General features: G+C 68.8%; 16 protein-coding genes. 2 read left to right on the top strand and 14 right to left on the bottom strand.

Going from position 1 to position 17,572, the window contains the following annotated elements:
* Positions 1 to 74: 74 nt before the first annotated feature.
* Together ABE485_RS16735 and ABE485_RS16730 are read left to right on the top strand one after the other, a co-directional pair.
* Complete coding sequence (locus ABE485_RS16735) at positions 75 to 512, top strand: GFA family protein (RefSeq protein WP_346516390.1); 438 nt, start codon at positions 75 to 77, stop codon at positions 510 to 512.
* A 63-nt stretch (positions 513 to 575) separates the two neighbouring features.
* On the top strand, positions 576 to 2,582 hold the full coding sequence (locus ABE485_RS16730) for a PEP/pyruvate-binding domain-containing protein (RefSeq protein WP_346516389.1): 2,007 nt from the start codon (positions 576 to 578) through the stop codon (positions 2,580 to 2,582).
* A 99-nt stretch (positions 2,583 to 2,681) separates the two neighbouring features.
* On the opposite strand, the gene lpdA is transcribed toward ABE485_RS16730, so the two are convergent.
* From lpdA to ABE485_RS16660, 14 genes are all read right to left on the bottom strand, one after another.
* Positions 2,682 to 4,085, bottom strand: coding sequence for a dihydrolipoyl dehydrogenase (gene lpdA / locus ABE485_RS16725; RefSeq protein WP_346516388.1), 1,404 nt, complete (start codon positions 4,083 to 4,085; stop codon positions 2,682 to 2,684).
* Between the two features lie 2 nt (positions 4,086 to 4,087).
* A complete protein-coding gene (locus ABE485_RS16720) occupies positions 4,088 to 5,395 on the bottom strand; it encodes a dihydrolipoamide acetyltransferase family protein (protein WP_346516387.1) in 1,308 nt (435 codons plus the stop codon).
* A 1-nt stretch (position 5,396) separates the two neighbouring features.
* Complete coding sequence (locus ABE485_RS16715; RefSeq protein WP_175126103.1) at positions 5,397 to 6,440, bottom strand: alpha-ketoacid dehydrogenase subunit beta; 1,044 nt, start codon at positions 6,438 to 6,440, stop codon at positions 5,397 to 5,399.
* A gap of 2 nt (positions 6,441 to 6,442) precedes the next feature.
* Positions 6,443 to 7,675, bottom strand: a complete 1,233-nt coding sequence (locus tag ABE485_RS16710) for a 3-methyl-2-oxobutanoate dehydrogenase (2-methylpropanoyl-transferring) subunit alpha (protein ID WP_346516386.1) — start codon at positions 7,673 to 7,675, stop codon at positions 6,443 to 6,445.
* 228 nt (positions 7,676 to 7,903) lie between these two features.
* A complete protein-coding gene (locus ABE485_RS16705; RefSeq protein WP_346516385.1) occupies positions 7,904 to 10,291 on the bottom strand; it encodes a TonB-dependent siderophore receptor in 2,388 nt (795 codons plus the stop codon).
* A gap of 62 nt (positions 10,292 to 10,353) precedes the next feature.
* Complete coding sequence (locus ABE485_RS16700; protein ID WP_346516384.1) at positions 10,354 to 11,325, bottom strand: FecR family protein; 972 nt, start codon at positions 11,323 to 11,325, stop codon at positions 10,354 to 10,356.
* Complete coding sequence (locus ABE485_RS16695; RefSeq protein ID WP_346516382.1) at positions 11,322 to 11,834, bottom strand: sigma-70 family RNA polymerase sigma factor; 513 nt, start codon at positions 11,832 to 11,834, stop codon at positions 11,322 to 11,324. Before ABE485_RS16695 ends, ABE485_RS16700 begins: the two co-directional genes overlap by 4 nt.
* Before the next feature lie 87 nt (positions 11,835 to 11,921).
* Positions 11,922 to 12,515, bottom strand: coding sequence for a nitroreductase family protein (locus ABE485_RS16690; RefSeq protein ID WP_346516381.1), 594 nt, complete (start codon positions 12,513 to 12,515; stop codon positions 11,922 to 11,924).
* 87 nt (positions 12,516 to 12,602) lie between these two features.
* Entirely contained in the window at positions 12,603 to 13,586 is a 984-nt protein-coding gene (locus tag ABE485_RS16685) for a Bug family tripartite tricarboxylate transporter substrate binding protein (RefSeq protein ID WP_346516380.1), read from the bottom strand.
* 174 nt (positions 13,587 to 13,760) lie between these two features.
* Positions 13,761 to 14,576 (bottom strand): enoyl-CoA hydratase, encoded by an 816-nt coding sequence (locus tag ABE485_RS16680; protein ID WP_346516379.1) that lies wholly within the window; start codon positions 14,574 to 14,576, stop codon positions 13,761 to 13,763.
* Positions 14,573 to 15,316 (bottom strand): FadR/GntR family transcriptional regulator, encoded by a 744-nt coding sequence (locus tag ABE485_RS16675; RefSeq protein WP_346516378.1) that lies wholly within the window; start codon positions 15,314 to 15,316, stop codon positions 14,573 to 14,575. The genes ABE485_RS16680 and ABE485_RS16675 overlap by 4 nt, the downstream gene beginning before the upstream one ends.
* A gap of 67 nt (positions 15,317 to 15,383) precedes the next feature.
* Positions 15,384 to 16,565: a CaiB/BaiF CoA transferase family protein gene (locus ABE485_RS16670; RefSeq protein WP_346516377.1), complete on the bottom strand. Its 1,182-nt coding sequence runs from the start codon at positions 16,563 to 16,565 to the stop codon at positions 15,384 to 15,386.
* 169 nt (positions 16,566 to 16,734) lie between these two features.
* Positions 16,735 to 17,169, bottom strand: a complete 435-nt coding sequence (cadR, locus tag ABE485_RS16665) for a Cd(II)/Pb(II)-responsive transcriptional regulator (RefSeq protein ID WP_346516376.1) — start codon at positions 17,167 to 17,169, stop codon at positions 16,735 to 16,737.
* 104 nt (positions 17,170 to 17,273) lie between these two features.
* Entirely contained in the window at positions 17,274 to 17,498 is a 225-nt protein-coding gene (locus ABE485_RS16660) for a hypothetical protein (RefSeq protein ID WP_346516375.1), read from the bottom strand.
* Between the last annotated feature and the right edge of the window lie 74 nt (positions 17,499 to 17,572).

Genomic DNA, 17,572 nt, shown 5'->3' with positions numbered 1-17,572 from the left:
GATGGTTCATTCTGGCGGTTCCCGGCGGCCGGCATCCAGGGCATCCTGTGGCGCCCCCTTGAAGGAACCCATCCATGACCCTGACCGGCCAATGCCGCTGCGCCGCCCTGCGCTATACCGTCGCCCCTGGCGGCAAGCCGCTCGTCTACGCCTGCCACTGCCTGAACTGCCAGCGCTGGAGCGGCAGCGCCTTCGGGCTGCACATGCTGCTGCCGGAAACGGCGATGAGCATAACCGGTACGCTAGCCGAGTACCGCCATGAACACGCCGGCCTGCAATCGCGCCAGTACCTCTGCGCGCAGTGCCATACCCGCATCTTCAACACGACGGACGCCGCGCCCGGCATGCGCGTGCTGCGCGCGGGCACGCTGGACGAGGCGGCCGCGCTGGCGCCCGTGGCGCACATCTGGACCCGCCGCAAGCACGCCTGGCTGCAAGTGCCGCCTGATGTGCCCAGCTGGCCCGAAAGCCCCTCGCCCGAGGCGTTTGCCAGCGCCGTCCTGGGCGGATAACACCCGCCGGGCAAGAGGCAAGGTCCGATATCATGGCGCCTTTACGGCCCTGTCCCCAAAACCATGCCCCTCGTGCGCGCGCCGCTCAAGCCCCTTGCACCGCTATGCATGTCTCTTGCCGCCCTGATCACGTCTTGCCTTTTGACTGGCGCGATCCTGCCGGCGGCCCAGGCGCAGACCGCACGCAAGCCTTCGCCCTACGAGAACGGGCGCCCGCTGCGCCCTGACGAGGTCGAAGCGCGCAAGGCCGAGGACGCGCGCTGGGGCGGCCCCCGCTTCCTGGACCAGATCCGCACCCAGGCCGAATTCCAGCAACTGGCCCGCGTCTACAACGCCCGCACCCCGCTGGAGATCCCGCACGTGCTGTTCGTGATCGACCGCCAGCGCGCCAACCGCATCTATTACATCCACACGCCGCGCTACGCACTGCACGAGACCTTCGCGCGCGAGCGGCGCCTGCTGTCTGGCGACAAGGCCGCGCTGATCGCCCAGTACAAGGCCCCGGACAGGCGCCTGCTGTTCGGCACGCTGAGCTGGCAGAACGGACTGCCGGGCTATACCTATGAATTCTGGGAAGGCGACCTGCTGACGCCCGAACTGCTGGCGCTGACCCGCGACAGACTGGCCGCCACTTTCTACGAACCGCTGCGCTTCAAAAGCAATTCCACGCTGCAGGAGCAGACGGCGCGCGGCGCGGGCATCGACTTCGTCACCCAGGAAGCGCTGCTGCGCGAGCAGACCTTCCTGCCGCTGAACACCGGACGCGCGCAGGGCCGGCTGCGCATCGTGAAGTCCGTGGACGACACGCCGGACCTGTCGCCCACCGACATCGTGGTGCTGGACGAAGTGCCCGTGGCGCTGACGCCCGTCGCGGGCCTGATCACGCAGCGGCCGTCCACCCTGCTGTCGCACGTGAATCTGCTGGCCAAGGGCTGGCGCATTCCCAATGCCTACGTGCGCGACGCGGTGGCGGCCCTGCGCGAGCATGACGGGCAGTGGGTCGAGCTGACTGTCTCCAGCAACGGCTACCAGGTGCAGCGCATCGCCCAGCCCGCGGCGACCGCGCCCAAGGCGGCCGGCGCGCCGCTGCCCAAGCCCGACCTGTCGGTGCGCGCCATCAAGCCGCTGACCGGCATGACAACGCGCGACAGCCGCCATTGCGGCGTGAAGGCGGCCAACCTCGGCGCGCTGAAGGCCGTCCTGCCACCGGCGGCCAGCGTGCCCGACGGTTTCTGCATTCCGTTCGCCCAGTACGCGGCGTTCATGGACAAGTTGGACGTGCCCGCGCGCATGGCGGCGCTGGAACGACGCCCCGATTTCGCCAGCGACGCCAACGTGCGCCGCGCGGAACTGGCCGCCTTGCGCCAGCAGATCATCGACGCGCAGCCCGACCCGGCGCAGGCCGCCGCGTGGCGCGACCGCTGGCAGACGCAGCTGCAGGGCCGCGGCGTCTTCGTGCGCAGCTCGTCCAATTCCGAAGACCTGCCCGGGTTCAGCGGCGCGGGGCTGTACACCACCGTGCCGAACGTCACGCAGGCCGACGCGCTGGCGCGGGCGGTGCAGACGGTCTGGGCCTCGGTCTACAACTTCGAGGCCTACGAGGCGCGCCGCGCGGCCGGCATCGGCGCGGCCGGCGTGGTGATGGCGGTGCTGGTGCAGCAGGCGGCGGCCTCGGACAGCTCCGGCGTCATGATCACGCGCGACCCATTCGACGCCTCGCGCCGCCACGTGACCTACCTGTCGGCCAAGCGCGGGCTGGGCATCAAGGTGGTGGAAGGCAAACGCCAGGCGGAACAGGTGATGTATTCGAGCTGGTCCAAGGCCGTGCAGGTGCTCAGCCGCTCGGCCGAAGACACGCAGCTGGTGGCTGCGTCCGGCGGCGGCGTGCGCGAAGTGCCGATCGACGGCGCCCGCCAGGTGCTGGACGACGCCCTGGTCGCACGCCTGGCCGCCGTGGGGCGGCTGGTCAAGAAGCGGCTGGGAAATGTGGACCAGGACATCGAATGGGCCGTGCAGGGGGACCAGGTCCTGATCCTGCAGGCGCGGCCCTATATCGACGGCAGCCGGTAAAGCGCGGGCGTATCGGCTGGAAAAAGCCGGGAAGCGGCCGGAGAATGGCCTGCGAACCGCGATGAAAGGCGCGGGCCATTGCGGCCCGCGCCTGCTGCCTCAGATATGCAGCGCGTGCCCCAGCGCCTTGAGCGCCGCTTCCTGCACGGCCTCGCCCAGCGTGGGATGCGCGTGGATGGTGCCCGCCACGTCTTCCAGCGTGGCGCCCATCTCGAGCGACTGGCCGAAGGCGGTCGACAGTTCGGACACCCCGCGCCCCACCGCCTGCCAACCCACGATCAGGTGGTTGTCGCGCCGGGCCACCACGCGGACAAAGCCGTCGGTGGATTCCAGCGTCATGGCGCGGCCGTTGGCGGCGAAGGGGAACGAGGCCGTCAGGCAGTCCAGCCCGGCGCCTTCGGCCTCCAGCGGAGACAGTCCCGCCACGACCACTTCCGGATCGGTGAAGCACACGGCGGGAATCGCCGCGGGCTGGAAGTGGCGGCGCTTGCCGGCCACCAGCTCGGCCACCATCTCGCCCTGCGCCATCGCGCGGTGCGCCAGCATGGGCTCGCCGGCGATGTCGCCGATGGCCCAGACGTCGCGCATGGACGTGCGGCACTGGTCGTCGATGCGCAGCGCGTTGCCCTTGCGGTCGAGCTGCAGGTTTTCCAGGCCCCAGCCCTGCGTGCGCGGACGGCGGCCCACCGAGATCAGCACGCGGTCGGCGGGCAGCAGGGTTTCGGCGCCGCTGGCGTCCTGCACGCGGACCGCGTTGCCCGCGCCGTTCAACCCCATCACCTTGCGTCCCAGGTGCAGCGCCACGCCCATTTTGGCCAGCGCCGTCGCCACCGGCTTGGTGAGTTCCGCGTCGTAGGTCGGCAGGATGCGGTCCTGCGTCTCGACCACGGCCACTTCGGCGCCGAGCTTGCGGTACACGGAGCCCAGTTCCAGGCCGATGTAGCCACCGCCCACCACCACGAGCTGCCTGGGGACGCTGGCGGGCGACAGCGCCTCGGTGGACGACACCACCATCCCGCCGAACGGCATGGATGGCAGCGGCGTGGGTTCGGAGCCGGCCGCCAGCAGCAGGTGCTCGCACTGGATGCGGACACGGCCCGCGTCGGGCGTGTCCACCTCGACGGTCTTGCCGTCCAGCAGCGTGGCCCAGCCGCGCACCACTTCCACGCCGTTCTTCTTGAGCAGCGCGCCCACGCCGCCCGTGAGCTTGCCGACGATGCCGTCCTTCCACGCCACGGTCTTCGCGATATCGATGCGCGGCGCATCGACGGCGATGCCCAGCGCGGACTCGCCCGCGTAATGGCGCGCCTTGTCGAATTCCTCGGCCGCATGGATCAGCGCCTTGGACGGGATGCAGCCGATGTTCAGGCAGGTGCCGCCAAGCTGCGCGCCTTCGACCAGGACGGTCGGCACGCCGAGCTGTCCGGCGCGGATGGCGGCCACGTAGCCGCCAGGACCGCCGCCGATCACCAGCAGCGTTGTTGTCTTTGTGGTCTGGCTCATGCTTACTCCACGAAAAGCAGCGCGGGTTGTTCCAGCAGCGCGCGCACCGCCTGGATGAAGCGCGCCGCGTCCATGCCGTCCACCACACGGTGGTCGAAGGACGAGGACAGGTTCATCAGCTTGCGCGCCACCACGGCGCCGTTGCGGATCGCGGGACGCTCGACGATGCGGTTCACGCCCACGATGCCGACCTCGGGATGGTTGATGACCGGCGTGGTGACGATGCCGCCCAAGGGGCCCAGGCTGGTGATGGTGATGGTGGAACCGGACAGCTCGTCGCGCCCGGCGGAACCGCTGCGCACGGCCTGCGCCAGCCGGCCGATCTCGGCCGCCATGGACCACAGGTCGCGGGCTTCGGCGTGGCGCAACACCGGCACCATCAGGCCGCCGTCGCTCTGCGTGGCGATGCCGATGTGCACGGCGCCGTAGCGCGTCACCACGCCGGCCTCGTCGTCATAGCGCGCGTTGATCTGCGGAAAATCGCGCAGCGCCACCACCATGGCGCGGGCCAGCAAGGGCAGCAGCGTGAGCTTGCCGCGCGACTCGCCCCATTTGGCGTTGAGCTGGACGCGCAGGTCTTCCAGTTCGGTCACGTCGATTTCCTCGACGTAGCTGAAGTGCGGAATGCGGCGCTTGGACTCGGCCATCTTCTGCGCGATCTTCCTGCGCAGCCCGATGACGGGCACGGCCTCTTCGTCATTGCGTTCGGCATAGGCCGACGCGGCGCGCGCGCCGCTGGCCGAGCCCTGCCCCTGCAGATAGGCGTCCAGGTCCTCGTGCAGGATGCGCCCGGCCGGGCCGCTGCCCTGCACATAGCGCAGTTCGATCCCCAGGTCCCAGGCGCGCTTGCGCACGGCCGGCGACGCCAGCGGCTTCTCGCCGGGCTGGCGCGTCGCGGCGGGCGCGGCGCCGGACTGGCGAGAAGCCGGCGGCGCAGACGACGCCGGCGCCGGGACCGGCTTCGGCGCGGACACCGCGGGCGCGGCCTGTTCCGGCGCGGCAGGCGCGGGCGCCGCGGCCTTCTGCGCGGGGGCCGGCGCGGCGGCTCCCGCCTTCACGTTGCCCTCGCCTTCGACTTCCAGGCGGATCAGTTCGCCGCCCACGGCCATCACCTGGCCGACGTCCCCGCCCAGCGAGACCACCTTGCCGACCACCGGCGACGGAATCTCGACCGTGGCCTTGTCCGTCATCACGTCGGCCAGCGGCTGGTCCTCGGCGACGGTGTCGCCGACCTTGACGTGCCAGCCCACCAGTTCGACCTCGGCAATGCCTTCGCCGATGTCGGGCATCTTGATGATGTGAATCCCCATGTCATGCCTCCATCGCGCGTTTGAACGCTTCGCCGACCCGGCGCGGGCCGGGGAAGTACGCCCATTCCTGCGCGTGCGGATAGGGAGTGTCCCAGCCGGTCACGCGTTCGACGGGCGCCTCCAGATGATGGAAGCAGTGTTCCTGCACCAGGGAAATGAGTTCCGCGCCGAAGCCGCAGGTGCGCGTGGCCTCGTGCACCACCACGCAGCGGCCCGTCTTCTTCACGGAATTGACGATGGCATCCAGGTCCAGCGGCCACAGGCTGCGCAGGTCGATGACCTCGGCGTCGATGCCGGTCTCTTCGGCCGCGGTCAGCGACACGTGCACCGTGGTGCCGTAGGTCAGCACCGTCAGTTCCGAACCCGGGCGCACGATGGCGGCGGATTCCAGCGGGACGGTGTAATAGCCCGTGGGCACCACGCTGCCCGGCCTGCCCGTCCAGGGCGTCACGGGACGGTCGTGGTGGCCGTCGAAGGGGCCGTTGTAGAGCCGCTTGGGCTCCAGGAAGATCACGGGGTCGTCGTTTTCGATGGCCGCGATCAGCAGCCCCTTCGCGTCGTAGGGGTTGGACGGCATCACCGTGCGCAGCCCGCAGACCTGCGTGAACATCGCCTCGGGGCTCTGGCTGTGCGTCTGCCCGCCATAGATGCCGCCGCCGCAGGGCATGCGGATCGTCATGGGCGCGATGAATTCGCCCACCGAGCGGTAGCGCAGACGCGCGGCCTCGGACACGATCTGGTCCGAAGCCGGATAGAAGTAGTCGGCGAACTGGATCTCGCACACGGGGCGCAGGCCGTAGGCGCCCATGCCCACCGCCACGCCGACGATGCCGCCTTCGGAGATCGGCGTGTCGAACACGCGCGAGCTGCCGTATTTGGCCTGCAGGCCTTCGGTGCAGCGGAACACGCCGCCGAAGTACCCGACGTCCTGCCCGAACACCACCACATTGTTGTCGCGCTCCAGCATCACATCCATGGCCGAGCGCAAAGCCTGGATCATGGTCATCGGCGCCGAGGCCGGACCAGCGTTGTTGTCGATTGCCATGGTCACACTCCGAGCTGCTGGCGCTGCCGGCGCAGATGCTCCGGCATGTCCTTGTAGACGTCTTCAAAAATGCTGGCGGCGCTGGGGACGTGGCCGTCCACCAGGGTGCCGTAGCTTTCCGCTTCCTTCTGGGCGGCGAGGATCTCGGCGTCGAGCTCGGCGCGGACCGCGTCATGCTCGGCGTCGGACCAGATGCCCAACAGGATCAGGTGCTTCTTGAAGCGTTCTATCGGATCGCCCAGCGGGAAGTGGCTCCAGTCGTCGCCGGGGCGGTACTTCGTGGGATCGTCGGAGGTGGAGTGCGGACCGGCGCGGTACGTCACCCACTCGATCAGGGTGGGTCCGAGGTTGCGCCGGGCGCGCTCGGCCGCCCAGCACGAGGCGGAATACACCGCCAGGAAATCGTTGCCGTCCACCCGCAGCGACGCGATGCCGCAGCCCACGCCGCGCCCCGCGAAGGTCGCGCCCTCGCCGCCGGCGATCGCCTGGAAGGTGGAGATGGCCCACTGGTTGTTGACCACGTTCAGGATGACGGGCGCGCGGTACACGTGCGCGAAGGTCAGCGCGGTGTGGAAGTCTGCTTCGGCGGTGGCGCCGTCGCCGATCCAGGCCGAGGCAATGCGGGTGTCGCCCTTGATGGCCGAGGCCATCGCCCAGCCCACCGCCTGGATGAACTGCGTGGCCAGGTTGCCGGAAATGGTGAAAAAGCCGTTCTCGCGGTCGGAATACATGACCGGAAGCTGGCGGCCCTTGAGCGGGTCGCGCTCGTTGGACATGAGCTGGCACATCATGGTGACCAGCGACACGTCGCGCGACAGCAGGATGCTCTGCTGGCGGTAGGTGGGGAAACACATGTCTCCCTTTTCCAGCGCCATGGCATGCGCGGTGCCGATGGCCTCTTCGCCCAGGCTCTGCATGTAGAACGAAATCTTCTTCTTGCGCTGCGCGGTCAGCATCCGCCCGTCGAAGATGCGCGTCTTGAGCATTGCCCGCATGCCCGCCCGCAGCATGTCGTTGCTGATCTGCGGCGCCCAGGGCCCGACCGCGCGGCCGTCGTTGTCGATCACCCGGACCAGGCTGTAGGCCAGGGGGCCGGTATCGACGGCGGCAACATCAATGGGGGGCTTGGGCACCTCGCCGGGCGGCGATAGATGCAGATAGGAAAAGTCGGTCTTGCAACCCGGGCGCCCTGTCGGCTCCGGGACGTGCAACTTCAGCGGCCCATATTGGCTCATGTATTGTCTCCACGCTTGATCGTGTCATGCGTTTTCTTCCTACCAGGGCGTTGCCAAAGGCGTGTGGCCTCGGGCGCTGCCGTCGTCGGCCCGCGCATGGGGATACATATGCGCGGGCCGTTGACGAGAGTAGCACAGGGGACAGGGCGGATGAGAGCGCCCGGCGGCCTGGCGGGCCGCCGTTGAACTACGGGTTTTCCTGCGTTGCGCGAGGCCGGGCTGTCCGCTCTACCAGCGGTAGCTCAGCGTTGCGTACAGGGTGCGCGGATCGCCATAGCGGCAGCCCGTGCTGCCCGCGCACGCCAGGTAGCCGCGGTTGAACAGGTTGCGGGCGTTCACCGTCAACGACAGTCCGGCCATGGAGGGATCCAGCGCGCCGAAGTCGTAGGCGGCCATGGCGTCCACCAGGAACTGGCCCGGCACATTGGCGGGGTAGCCCGGCAGGTTGGTCGAACTGGCGTAGCGCACGCCCGCGCCCACGGTCAGGCCGTTCACGCCCACCGCCGTCAGGTTGTAGTCGGCCCATACGGACGCGCTGTGCAGGGGCACCAGCGCAATGCGCTGGTCCACCAGGGCCGGCGTGTTGCTGCGCGTGGTGCGCGCATCGGTGTAGGCATAGCTGGCGGTCAGGTTCAGGGCGCCGAGACGGGCCTTGGCCTCCAGTTCCAGGCCGCGCGAGCGCGCCTTGCCCGTCTGCACCGAATACGTCGCGTCGGCGGGATCGCTGGTCAGCGCATTGGTTTGCGTCAGGTCGTACACCGCGGCGCTGTAGAGCATGTTTCCGCCCGGCGGCTCGTAGCGCAGGCCCAGTTCGTACTGGGTGCCCTTGGTGGGCTTGAAGGCATTGCCGGCGCGGTCCACGCCGACGGTGGGCGCGAACGACTGGCTGGCGCTGAGGTAAGGCGCCAGGCCGTTGTCGGCCAGGTAGAGCAGGCCCACGCGGCCGGTCGTGGCCGTGTCGCGCAGCCGGGTGGTGGCGCCGTTGGCGTAGTTCTTCTGGTCGGTATCGGCCCAGTCCTGGCGACCGCCCAGCACCACCACCCACTTGTCCTGGATCTTGATCTGGTCCTGCACATAGAGGCCCAGCGCGCTGGCCCGCGTGTTGATGCCATAGTCGGCCGCGGTGTTTACCATCGGCACGGCGCCGTAGACAGGGTTGTAGATGTCGGCCAGCGGGGCCACCGTGCCCGAATGGCGGTGCGAATCGTAGCCGCTGCGGTAGTAGTCCAGGCCGGCCAGCACGGTGTGCTGCAAGGGGCCGCCGTCAAGCTTGAACTCCAGCGAGGTGTCGGTCGCCACGCCATAGGAATGCTCGCTGCGGCTGACGACGCCGCGGCGCAGCGTGCGGCCATTGGCCTGCAGCCCGCCGAACGACAGGTAGTCCCAGGTGCCGTCCGCCGTGAAGTAGCGCGCGCTCTGGCGCAGCTTCACGCGGTCATTGAAGGCGTGTTCGAACGCGTAGCCCACGGTGTAGGTGTCCGTGTCGTAGCGGTCGAAGTCCGGTTCGCCGATGAACAGGTCGCGGGGAATCTGGCCATTGAGCGTATTGGTGGCGGGCATGGGCGCGGCGAACCGGGTGCGGATGCGCTGGTACGTCGCGAGCAAGGTCAGGGAGGTGGCGGCCGACGGCTGCCACGTCAATGCAGGCGCCAGGTAAGTCCGGTCGTCCGGCACGTGGTCCACCCAGTTGTCGGCGTTGCGGGCCAGGCCGGTCAGCCGGTAGGTCCATGCGCCGTCATCGGTCAGCGCGCCGGCGAAGTCGCCCGACACCTGCCGGCGGTTGTAGCTGCCGGTTTCCAGGTTCAACTCGCGCAGCGTGTCGGCGGTGGGCCGCTTGCTGACCGTGTTCACCACGCCGCCGGGGCTCAATTGCCCATACAGGACCGACGACGCGCCGCGCAGCACTTCCACCCGTTCCAGGCCGTACGGCTCCTGGCCGCCGTCGTAGACGCTGGATTGCAGCTTCAGTCCGTCGCGCAGCTGTCCGGAGTTGCCGGCGGCCACGTTGAAGCCGCGCAGCATCAGGTCATCGACCATGCGGCTGAACGCCGGCGATTGCGAAGACACGCCGGGGGTATAGCCCAGCGCGTCCGCAAGGGATGCCGCCTTCACCACCCGGATCTGGTCGCTGGTGACGACCGACACCGACTGCGGCGTCTCGATCAGCGGCGTATCCGTCTTCATGCCCGACATCGCGCGCTGCGCCACATAGCCGTCGACATGGCCGGTGGGCGATTCGGCCGCCCCGGTTACGCGCACCGGTTCCAGCATCGTCGCCCCCGCAGGCGCGCTCCGCGCGCTCAAGGTGCCGTTGGCCGTGACCGCCAGCTCCAGGCCGCTGCCCACCAGCGCCTGGCGCACGGCCTCCTCGGCGCTGTAGGTGCCCGACACGGCCGGGGCCGTGCGCCCGGCGACCAGGGCGGGATCCACCGACACCGCGCGTCCGCTCTGGCGGGCGATGCGGGTCAGGGTGTCGCCCAGCGCCGCGGGCGGCAGGTCGTAGCGCGTCGTGGCTGGGGCCGGCGTCTTGGCCTGGACCTGGGCCTGGACCGCCGGCGCGGCCAGGGCGATGATCAGCGCGGCCGCCAGCGGCGCGGCCGGATAACGATGAAACATGGGATCTCCTGCAAACAGTTTGGCGTTTCAGGAGGTATGTCCAGCGAGGCCGGCAAAAGTGATCATTTTTTTTCGGCGCCGTCCGCGCGCAGGTCGATGCCGACCAGCCAGCCGCCCAGCGTGCTGACGTCGATGGGCAGCGTCTGGCGCAGCGATTCCAGCGTCTTGTCCGTGTCGTCCAGCGGGAATGCGCCCAGCACGCGCAGCCGTGCGGCTGCGGGGGTGATCCTGATCACGCCGCGCCGATAGGGCCGCAGCGCGTCCACCACGGCACCCAGCGGCTCGTCGTGCACGACCAGCATCCCGCTTTGCCAGGCCGCCGCATCGCCCAGCAGCGGGTCAGGCTGGCCCAACCCGCCCGCGCTGAATCGCACGCCCTCGCCCGCCCGCAGGGTCCTGCGCTGCCCGCCTGCCCGCACCTCGACGCTGTGTTCGATGACGCTGGCCACGCTGGCGTCGCCCTCGCGGGCCACGCCGAAGACCGTGCCAAGCGCCTGGACCTCGCCGTCGGCGCTCACGACCACGAAGGGCCGGCTGGGGTCGGGAGCCACGCGCACGTACACGGCGCCGCCGCGCAAATGGACGCGGCGCGCCCCGGCGCTGAAATCCAGGTCCACGGCGGAGCGCGCATTCAAGGTCAATTCGCTGCCGTCCGGCAAGGCGTAGGCGCGGCGCTGCGCCGTGCCCGTGCGCAGATCGGCGGCCAGGGTGCGCAATGGCGTCTGGCGGTCGGCAAGCGCCGCCAGGCCGCCCCCGGCAAGCGCCAGCGCCAGCATGTTGCGCAGCGCGCGGCGCCGGGCGGGCGGCGCCTGCAGCACCGCCCCCACGGCGCGCCGCTGTCCGCCCTGGCCCAGGGCATCAAACGTCCCCTTGACCGCGGCATTCACCGTCTCCCACGCCGCGGCGTGGCGCGGATCGGCCTGGCGCCAGCGCTCAAAGCGTGCCTGGTCCGCCGCGGCCACCGCGCCCGAGGACAGCAGCACCATCCAGTCCACGGCCGATTCCAGCTCGGCCGGCAGCGCGGGCGCCGTCATGGCGCCAGCCGCGAAGCCACGCACAGCGTGATGGCCTGCTTCATGTAGCGCCGCACGGTAATAACGGACACGCCAATGCGCGTGGCGATCTCGGCGTAGCCGAGTTCGTCGAGCTGGCTGTAGAGAAAGGCCTGGCGCGCCTTGCGCGGCAGGCGCTGCAGAACGCGGTCGATCTGCATCAGCGCCTCGACCACCAGGGCGCGGCTCTCTTCGCTGGGCACACTGGCCGGCGGCAGCGCCTGCAGGCTGTCGAGATAGGCGCGCTCCAGGTCGCGGCGGCGCCAGAAGGTGAAGAGCGCTCGCTGCGCCAGGGTGGTCAGGAACGCACGCGGCTCGCGGATCGCCGCAGCCTGGCGGCCCGACAGGATCCGCACGAAGGTATCGTGCGCAAGATCGGCCGCGTCGTGCCTGCACCCCAGCCTGCGCCGCAGCCACTCCTGCAGCCAGGAGTGGTGGGCTTCATACAGCTCGGCAGCAGCGTGCTCCGTGGGCTGCGCGGATGAGGACATAACAAGGCGCCAAGCTAATTAACAATAAGAATTATTGTCATTTATTGCCTTGCGCGCAAGCGGGGCCTCTTCCCCGCCCCGGCCCCGTCAGACCGGACCGGTCCACTCCGTGACGAAATCGCGGTAGTCCGGACGGTTGGCCGGCGGCACCGCGCAAGCCGGCGTGCCCACGGCCAGGAAGCCCAGGAAGCGGTAATCCAGCGAGTCCAGGCCCAGCGCGTTCTGGACGTCCTCGACGTAGGTGCCCACGCCGGTGCTCCAGAAGGCGCCGTAGCCCAGCATGTGCACGGCGTTCAGGATGTTCATGACGGAGCAGCCCGTGGCCAGCAGTTGCTCCTGTTCGGGAATCTTGGTGTTGTCGTGCGCGATCTTCTGCGCCACGCCGATGAACAGGGGCACGCCGGCCATCCACGCGCGCACCGATTTTTCCTTTTCCGGCGTCATGCGCGGATCGCCGCTGCGCTTGACGGCGTCAAGCGCCACGTCCGCCAGCTTGCCGATGGCCTCGCCCTGGATCACGACGAAACGCCACGGGCGCAGCGCGCCGTGATCGGGGGCCGACATGGCGGCCTGCAGGATCTGCTGGAGTTCGTCGGGCTTGGGAGCGGGCGCGCGCAGGAACTTGGTGGAACGGCGCGTGGTCAGGGCGTGCAGCGGAGTGGCGGTCTGGGTGACGGTCATGTATTCGGGCGCAAATGGGAAAGAAACAGATTCTCATAGTACGCCAAGTGCCCGCCCGCCTCCGCCATCCCCACGCCGGGCCAGAGGTCATTCGATCTGGATGTTCACGTCCTTGATGACCCCCGCCCAGCGCGCCAGTTCGGCATTGACGAACTGGCCAAGCTCCGCGGGGCTGCTTGCGCCGGGCGTCGCGCCCTCGCCCTTGAACCGCGTCTGCAACGCCGGCACCGCCAGGGCCCGCGCGACCGCCTGGTTCAATACGTCGACGACGGCGGCGGGCGTGCCCTTGGGCGCCATCAGCGCATTCCACGTATTGATCTCGTAGCCCTTGAACATGGCCGTCTCCGCGACGGTGGGCACGTCCGGCAATTCGGTCGAACGATCCCGCGTGGTCACGGCCAGGGCGCGCAGGCTGCCGGCCTTGACCTGCGGCAGCGCCGCCGGCAGGGTCGCAAAGCTGAACTGCGTTTCGCCGCTCATGACGGACGAATTGGCCAGCGCGCCGCCGCGGTAGGGCACGTGCTGGATCTGCACGTGCGCCTCCGAGGCGAACATGGCGCCCGCGACGTGCACCGGCGACCCGTTGCCGCTGGATGAATAGTTCAGGTCGCCCGGCTTGGTGCGCGCCAGTTCGACCAGGTCCGTCACGGACTTGACTGGGAGCTTGGGGTTGGCGACCAGCACCAGCGGAATCGACGCGATCATGCTGACCGGAACGAAGCCGCCGACCGGGTCATATCCCAGCGACTTGCGGTACACGGCCGGATTGATGCCGTGGCTGGAGACGGTGGCCATGAACAGGGTGTAGCCGTCGGGCGCGGCCGGCGGCACGGCGGCCGCCGCGCGGTTGCCGGCCGCGCCCGCCTTGTTCTCGATGATGACGGGCTGCTTGAGTTCCTTGCTGAGCTGCTCGCCCAGCGCCCGCGCCAGGATGTCGGTCGTTCCGCCGGCGGAATAGCCCACGACGATGCGGATCGGCTGGCTGGGGTAGCTGTTCTGGGCCAGGGCCGGCGCAACCGCGCAGGCCCAGACAAGGCCTGCGGCCGCCAGTTTCAGGGTAGTCGTTTTCACTTTTGTCTCCTCGTCGCCGCGCTTTCCTGCGCGATCTGTGGCTTCGCCTTCCGGGAATCGGGGCGAAGGCCGGGAACCGGCGTCTGGCCGGATTCAGGACGCAGCCGTCCCCGAGGCCGCGCCGGGAAAGCGCGGCCCTGGAAGCTGCGTGGGGAATCCGGCCTGGCGCCGGAATCAGGTGCCGGTGAACACCGGCGCTCTCTTCTCCGCGAATGCCTTGCGGCCTTCGCGGTAATCATTGCTTTCGAAGCACTCCATCACCAGCCGGCGCATGCCTTCGACGTCGACCTCGGGGCCGAGCTGCTGCATCTGGCGGATCATCCGTTTTCCGGCGCGCAGCGTCAGCGGCGCATTGACCTGGATCTGGGACAGCATTTTTTCCAGCACCGCGGGCAGTTCCTCGGCGGAAGCGACCTTGCTGAGCAGGCCCAGTTCCCTGGCCTCTTGCGCGGTGTAGCGCGCGGCCGTCAGGAAGATTTCGAGCGCGTTGGCGGGGCCGACCGCCGTGACCAGATTGCGGATCGCGGTCAGGCGATAACCCAGTCCCAGCTTGCCCGCGGGAATCGCGAACGAACTGCCTTCCGACGCCAGGCGGATGTCGCAGCACAGGGCGATGTTCAGGCCGCCGCCGATGCAGTAGCCCTGGATGTACGCCAGCGTGGGCTTGTCGTAGTCGTACAGCGCCAGTTGCGCCGCTTCGGCCACGCGCTCGTAGGCCTCGACGGCCTCTTCGCCGCTGCGCAAGGTGTCGAACTGCGAAATGTTGGCGCCGCTGACAAAGGCCTTGCCGCCCGCCCCCTGCAGCACCACCGCGCGGATGTCCGGGTCTGCCGCGAACGCCTGCAGCACGACCGGAATGGCTTCCCACATGGCGTAGGAAACGGCGTTGTGGCGCTGCGGATCGTTGAACGTCAGCCAGCCCGCCGCGCCGCGCTTTTCAGCCACGATGTGATCGGTGATCTCGCCCTGCAGGATGCGTTGGATGTTCACGGTTGCTTTCCTTGTATGACTGTCTGGTGTCTCTGGATGCCGTTGGTCAGGTGGTCGCGCATGGCCTGGCGCGCCCCGTCGCTGTCGCCCGCGACGATCGCGTCGAAGATGCGGTGGTGTTCGCGCTCGATCTCGGCCACGCGCTCGGTGCCCGCGCTGGTGTAGCGCAGCGTGCGCACCGCGCTGCGGAATACGTGCCGCAGATGGGCCAGCAGCCTGACGAAATAGGGATTGTTGGTGGCCTCGCCCACCGCCATGTGGAAGTCCAGCGCGTGGTCCGCGCCCGCCTGCCAGTCGTTGCCGGCGGCGTCGACCCGCTGCAGGGCCTGGCGCAGCGTCTCGATCTGGTCGGGCTTGCGATGCAGCGCCGCTTGCGAGGCCGCGCCCGACTCCAGCTCGACCCGCAGCCAGAACACATGCGCCAGCGGCTCGGGCTGCAGCAGGTCTTCGGGCGCGATCTCGAAATTGCGCGTGCCCACGTCCAGCGCCACGAACGTGCCGACCCCGCGCCGCGTATCCACGTAGCCCGACAGCTTCAGGCGGGCGATCGCTTCGCGCACGACATTCCGGCTGACCGCGAACATCTGGGCCAGCTCGAATTCCGTGGGCAGCCGCTGGCCCGGTTCGAATTCGCCCGAGACGATCTTCTGGCGTATCTGCGCGGCGATCTCGTCGGGCAGATTGTCAGGTCGTCCAAGGCTGGAAAAAACCTGGTCGGCGGCGGTGGATGGGGCGTTCATGGTGGGGCGGTCTCCGTCGGGGCCGCGGTGTTTCCGGCGGCCATGGCGGCGATATTAGCCTTGCGCGTCAGATCACGCCGTCCGCGGCCAGCTGCGCCAGGTCGGCCGAAGCCAGGCCCAGCATGCCACCGTAGACGTCGCCGTTGTGCTCGCCCCGCTGCGGCGCGGGCGCCATGTCTCCCGGACCGGTGCGGCTCAGGATCATCGGCTGGCCCACGACCGAGATCGGCCCCAGCCCGGGATGCTGGATCTGGCGGCTGAGGTTCAGGTGCCGCACCTGCGGATCCTCGAAGGTCTGGTCCATGCCCAGGATCGGACCGCAGGGCACGCCCTCTTTGTTCATCAGCGCGATCCAGTCGGACGTGTCGCGCGTCGCGGTGCGTTCGCCGATGGCGGCGTTCAGCGCGGCGCGATTGCGCGCGCGCAGCGGCACCGACAGGAATCGTTCGTCCTCGATCAGCGCGGGAATCTCCAGCACCCGGCACAGCCGCGCGTAGATGTCGTTGCCCATGGCGGCGATGTTCATGTAGCCGTCCCGGGTGGGAAACACGCCCGTGGGGCTGCTGGTGGGATGGTCGTTGCCGCTCTGGCCGGGCACTTCGCCGTTCATGAGCCAGCGCATCGCCTGGAAATCCATCATCCAGACCTGCGACTGCAGCAGCGACGTCTGGACCCACTGCCCCTGCCCCGAGACTTCGCGCTCCAGCAGCGCGATGAAGATGCCGATGGCGCAGAACAGGCCCGCGGTCAGGTCGGCGATGGGAATGCCCGCCCGCATCGGGCCGCGCCCGGGTTCGCCCGTTACCGACATCAATCCGCCGATGCCCTGCGCGATCTGGTCCAGGCCGGGGCGCGCTGCGTAGGGGCCGTCCTGGCCGAAGCCCGAGACGCTGGCGTACACGATGCGCGGATTGACCTTGCGCAGCGACTCGTAGTCGATGCCCAGCTTGAACTTGACGTTGGGGCGATAGTTTTCAACCACCACGTCGGCCTGGCGCACCAGGTCCAGGAACAGGGCCCGCCCTTGCGGATGCTTCAGGTTCAGCGTCACGCTGCGCTTGTTGCGGTGGGTGTTCTGGTAGTCCGCGAACTGCGCGGAACCGCCCGGCTTGTCGTCCTGCTCGTCGCCGGGCTCTTCGATCTTGATGACCGTTGCGCCCCAATCGGCGAACTGCCGCACCGCCGCCGGACCGGAGCGCACGCGGGTCAGGTCCAGGACCGTGAAGCGGCTCAGGGGTTTTGCGTCCATGTTTGTCTGCCTCGCATCTTGTTGACGGGATAGGTCGCGAGGGAAACCGCGCCTTCCATCATTTGTTGGATGTTGGACATCTTACATGCCGGATTGAGCCAAAACAATCCCGGATCCGTGCCCGACGGATCCGGGATTTCCCTGCATTCAAGATTTCAGGCTGGCGGCTTCAGCCCAGGTGCGTGTGCCGTTCCTGCCGCTCTTCCACCTGCATTTCGCTCAGGCCATGCAGGATGCCGCAGGCTTCCGTATCGGGCTGGGCCGACAGGCAGCGCTGGCGCAATTCGCCCAACTGGGCCTTCAGTTGCATCAATTCCGCGATGCGTTCGTCAACGTGCGAGATGTGCTCGTCGAACAGCTTGTTGATGGGGCCGCACCCGGTCCGGTGGTTGTCGGCCAGGGACAGGATGGCGCGGATTTCGTCCTGCGTCATGTCCAGCGCCCGGCAATTGCGGATCAGGCGCAGCCGCTCCAGGTGGGGCTGGCCATAGCTGCGGTAATTGTTCAGCCCCCGCTCCGGCGCGGGCAGCAGCCCTTCCTTCTCGTAATACCTGACGGTTTCGACCGTGGTGCCGGCCGCCGTGGCCAATTCGCCGATACGCATCGCTGCCTCCCGGATCAAATCCGAATGATTAGGGGTTGACCCTATAGTAACTCCAAGGTGTGCAATTGCGTCACCAGCTTATTTGAAGGTCCAAGGCGATGTCTTTACCTCCGATCAAACAACGTGAACATGAATCCGCCGGGCACGGCGGCGCCTGCTGCGGCGGCGAACGCGCGCAGGATCAGGCGGCGCAGGCTCGCGCGAGCAAAGCCGGCGACGATTGCTGCGGCCATGAACACGCCGGGGAACGAAGCGCGCCTCACGACCATGGCCACGAAGCAGATCACGGCCATGGGCACGAACCGGGCCACAGCCACGACCATGGCCATGACGCCTGCTGCAGCCACGCCCCTGCCCTACCCCACCCCGAGGCGCAGCCCGGCGCCGCGGCCTGCTGCGGCCA

Source organism: Achromobacter spanius (genome assembly GCF_039673305.1).
GTDB classification, from domain to species: Bacteria; Pseudomonadota; Gammaproteobacteria; order Burkholderiales; family Burkholderiaceae_B; genus Achromobacter; species Achromobacter spanius_F.
This window is presented reverse-complemented; position numbering and strand designations above follow the sequence as displayed.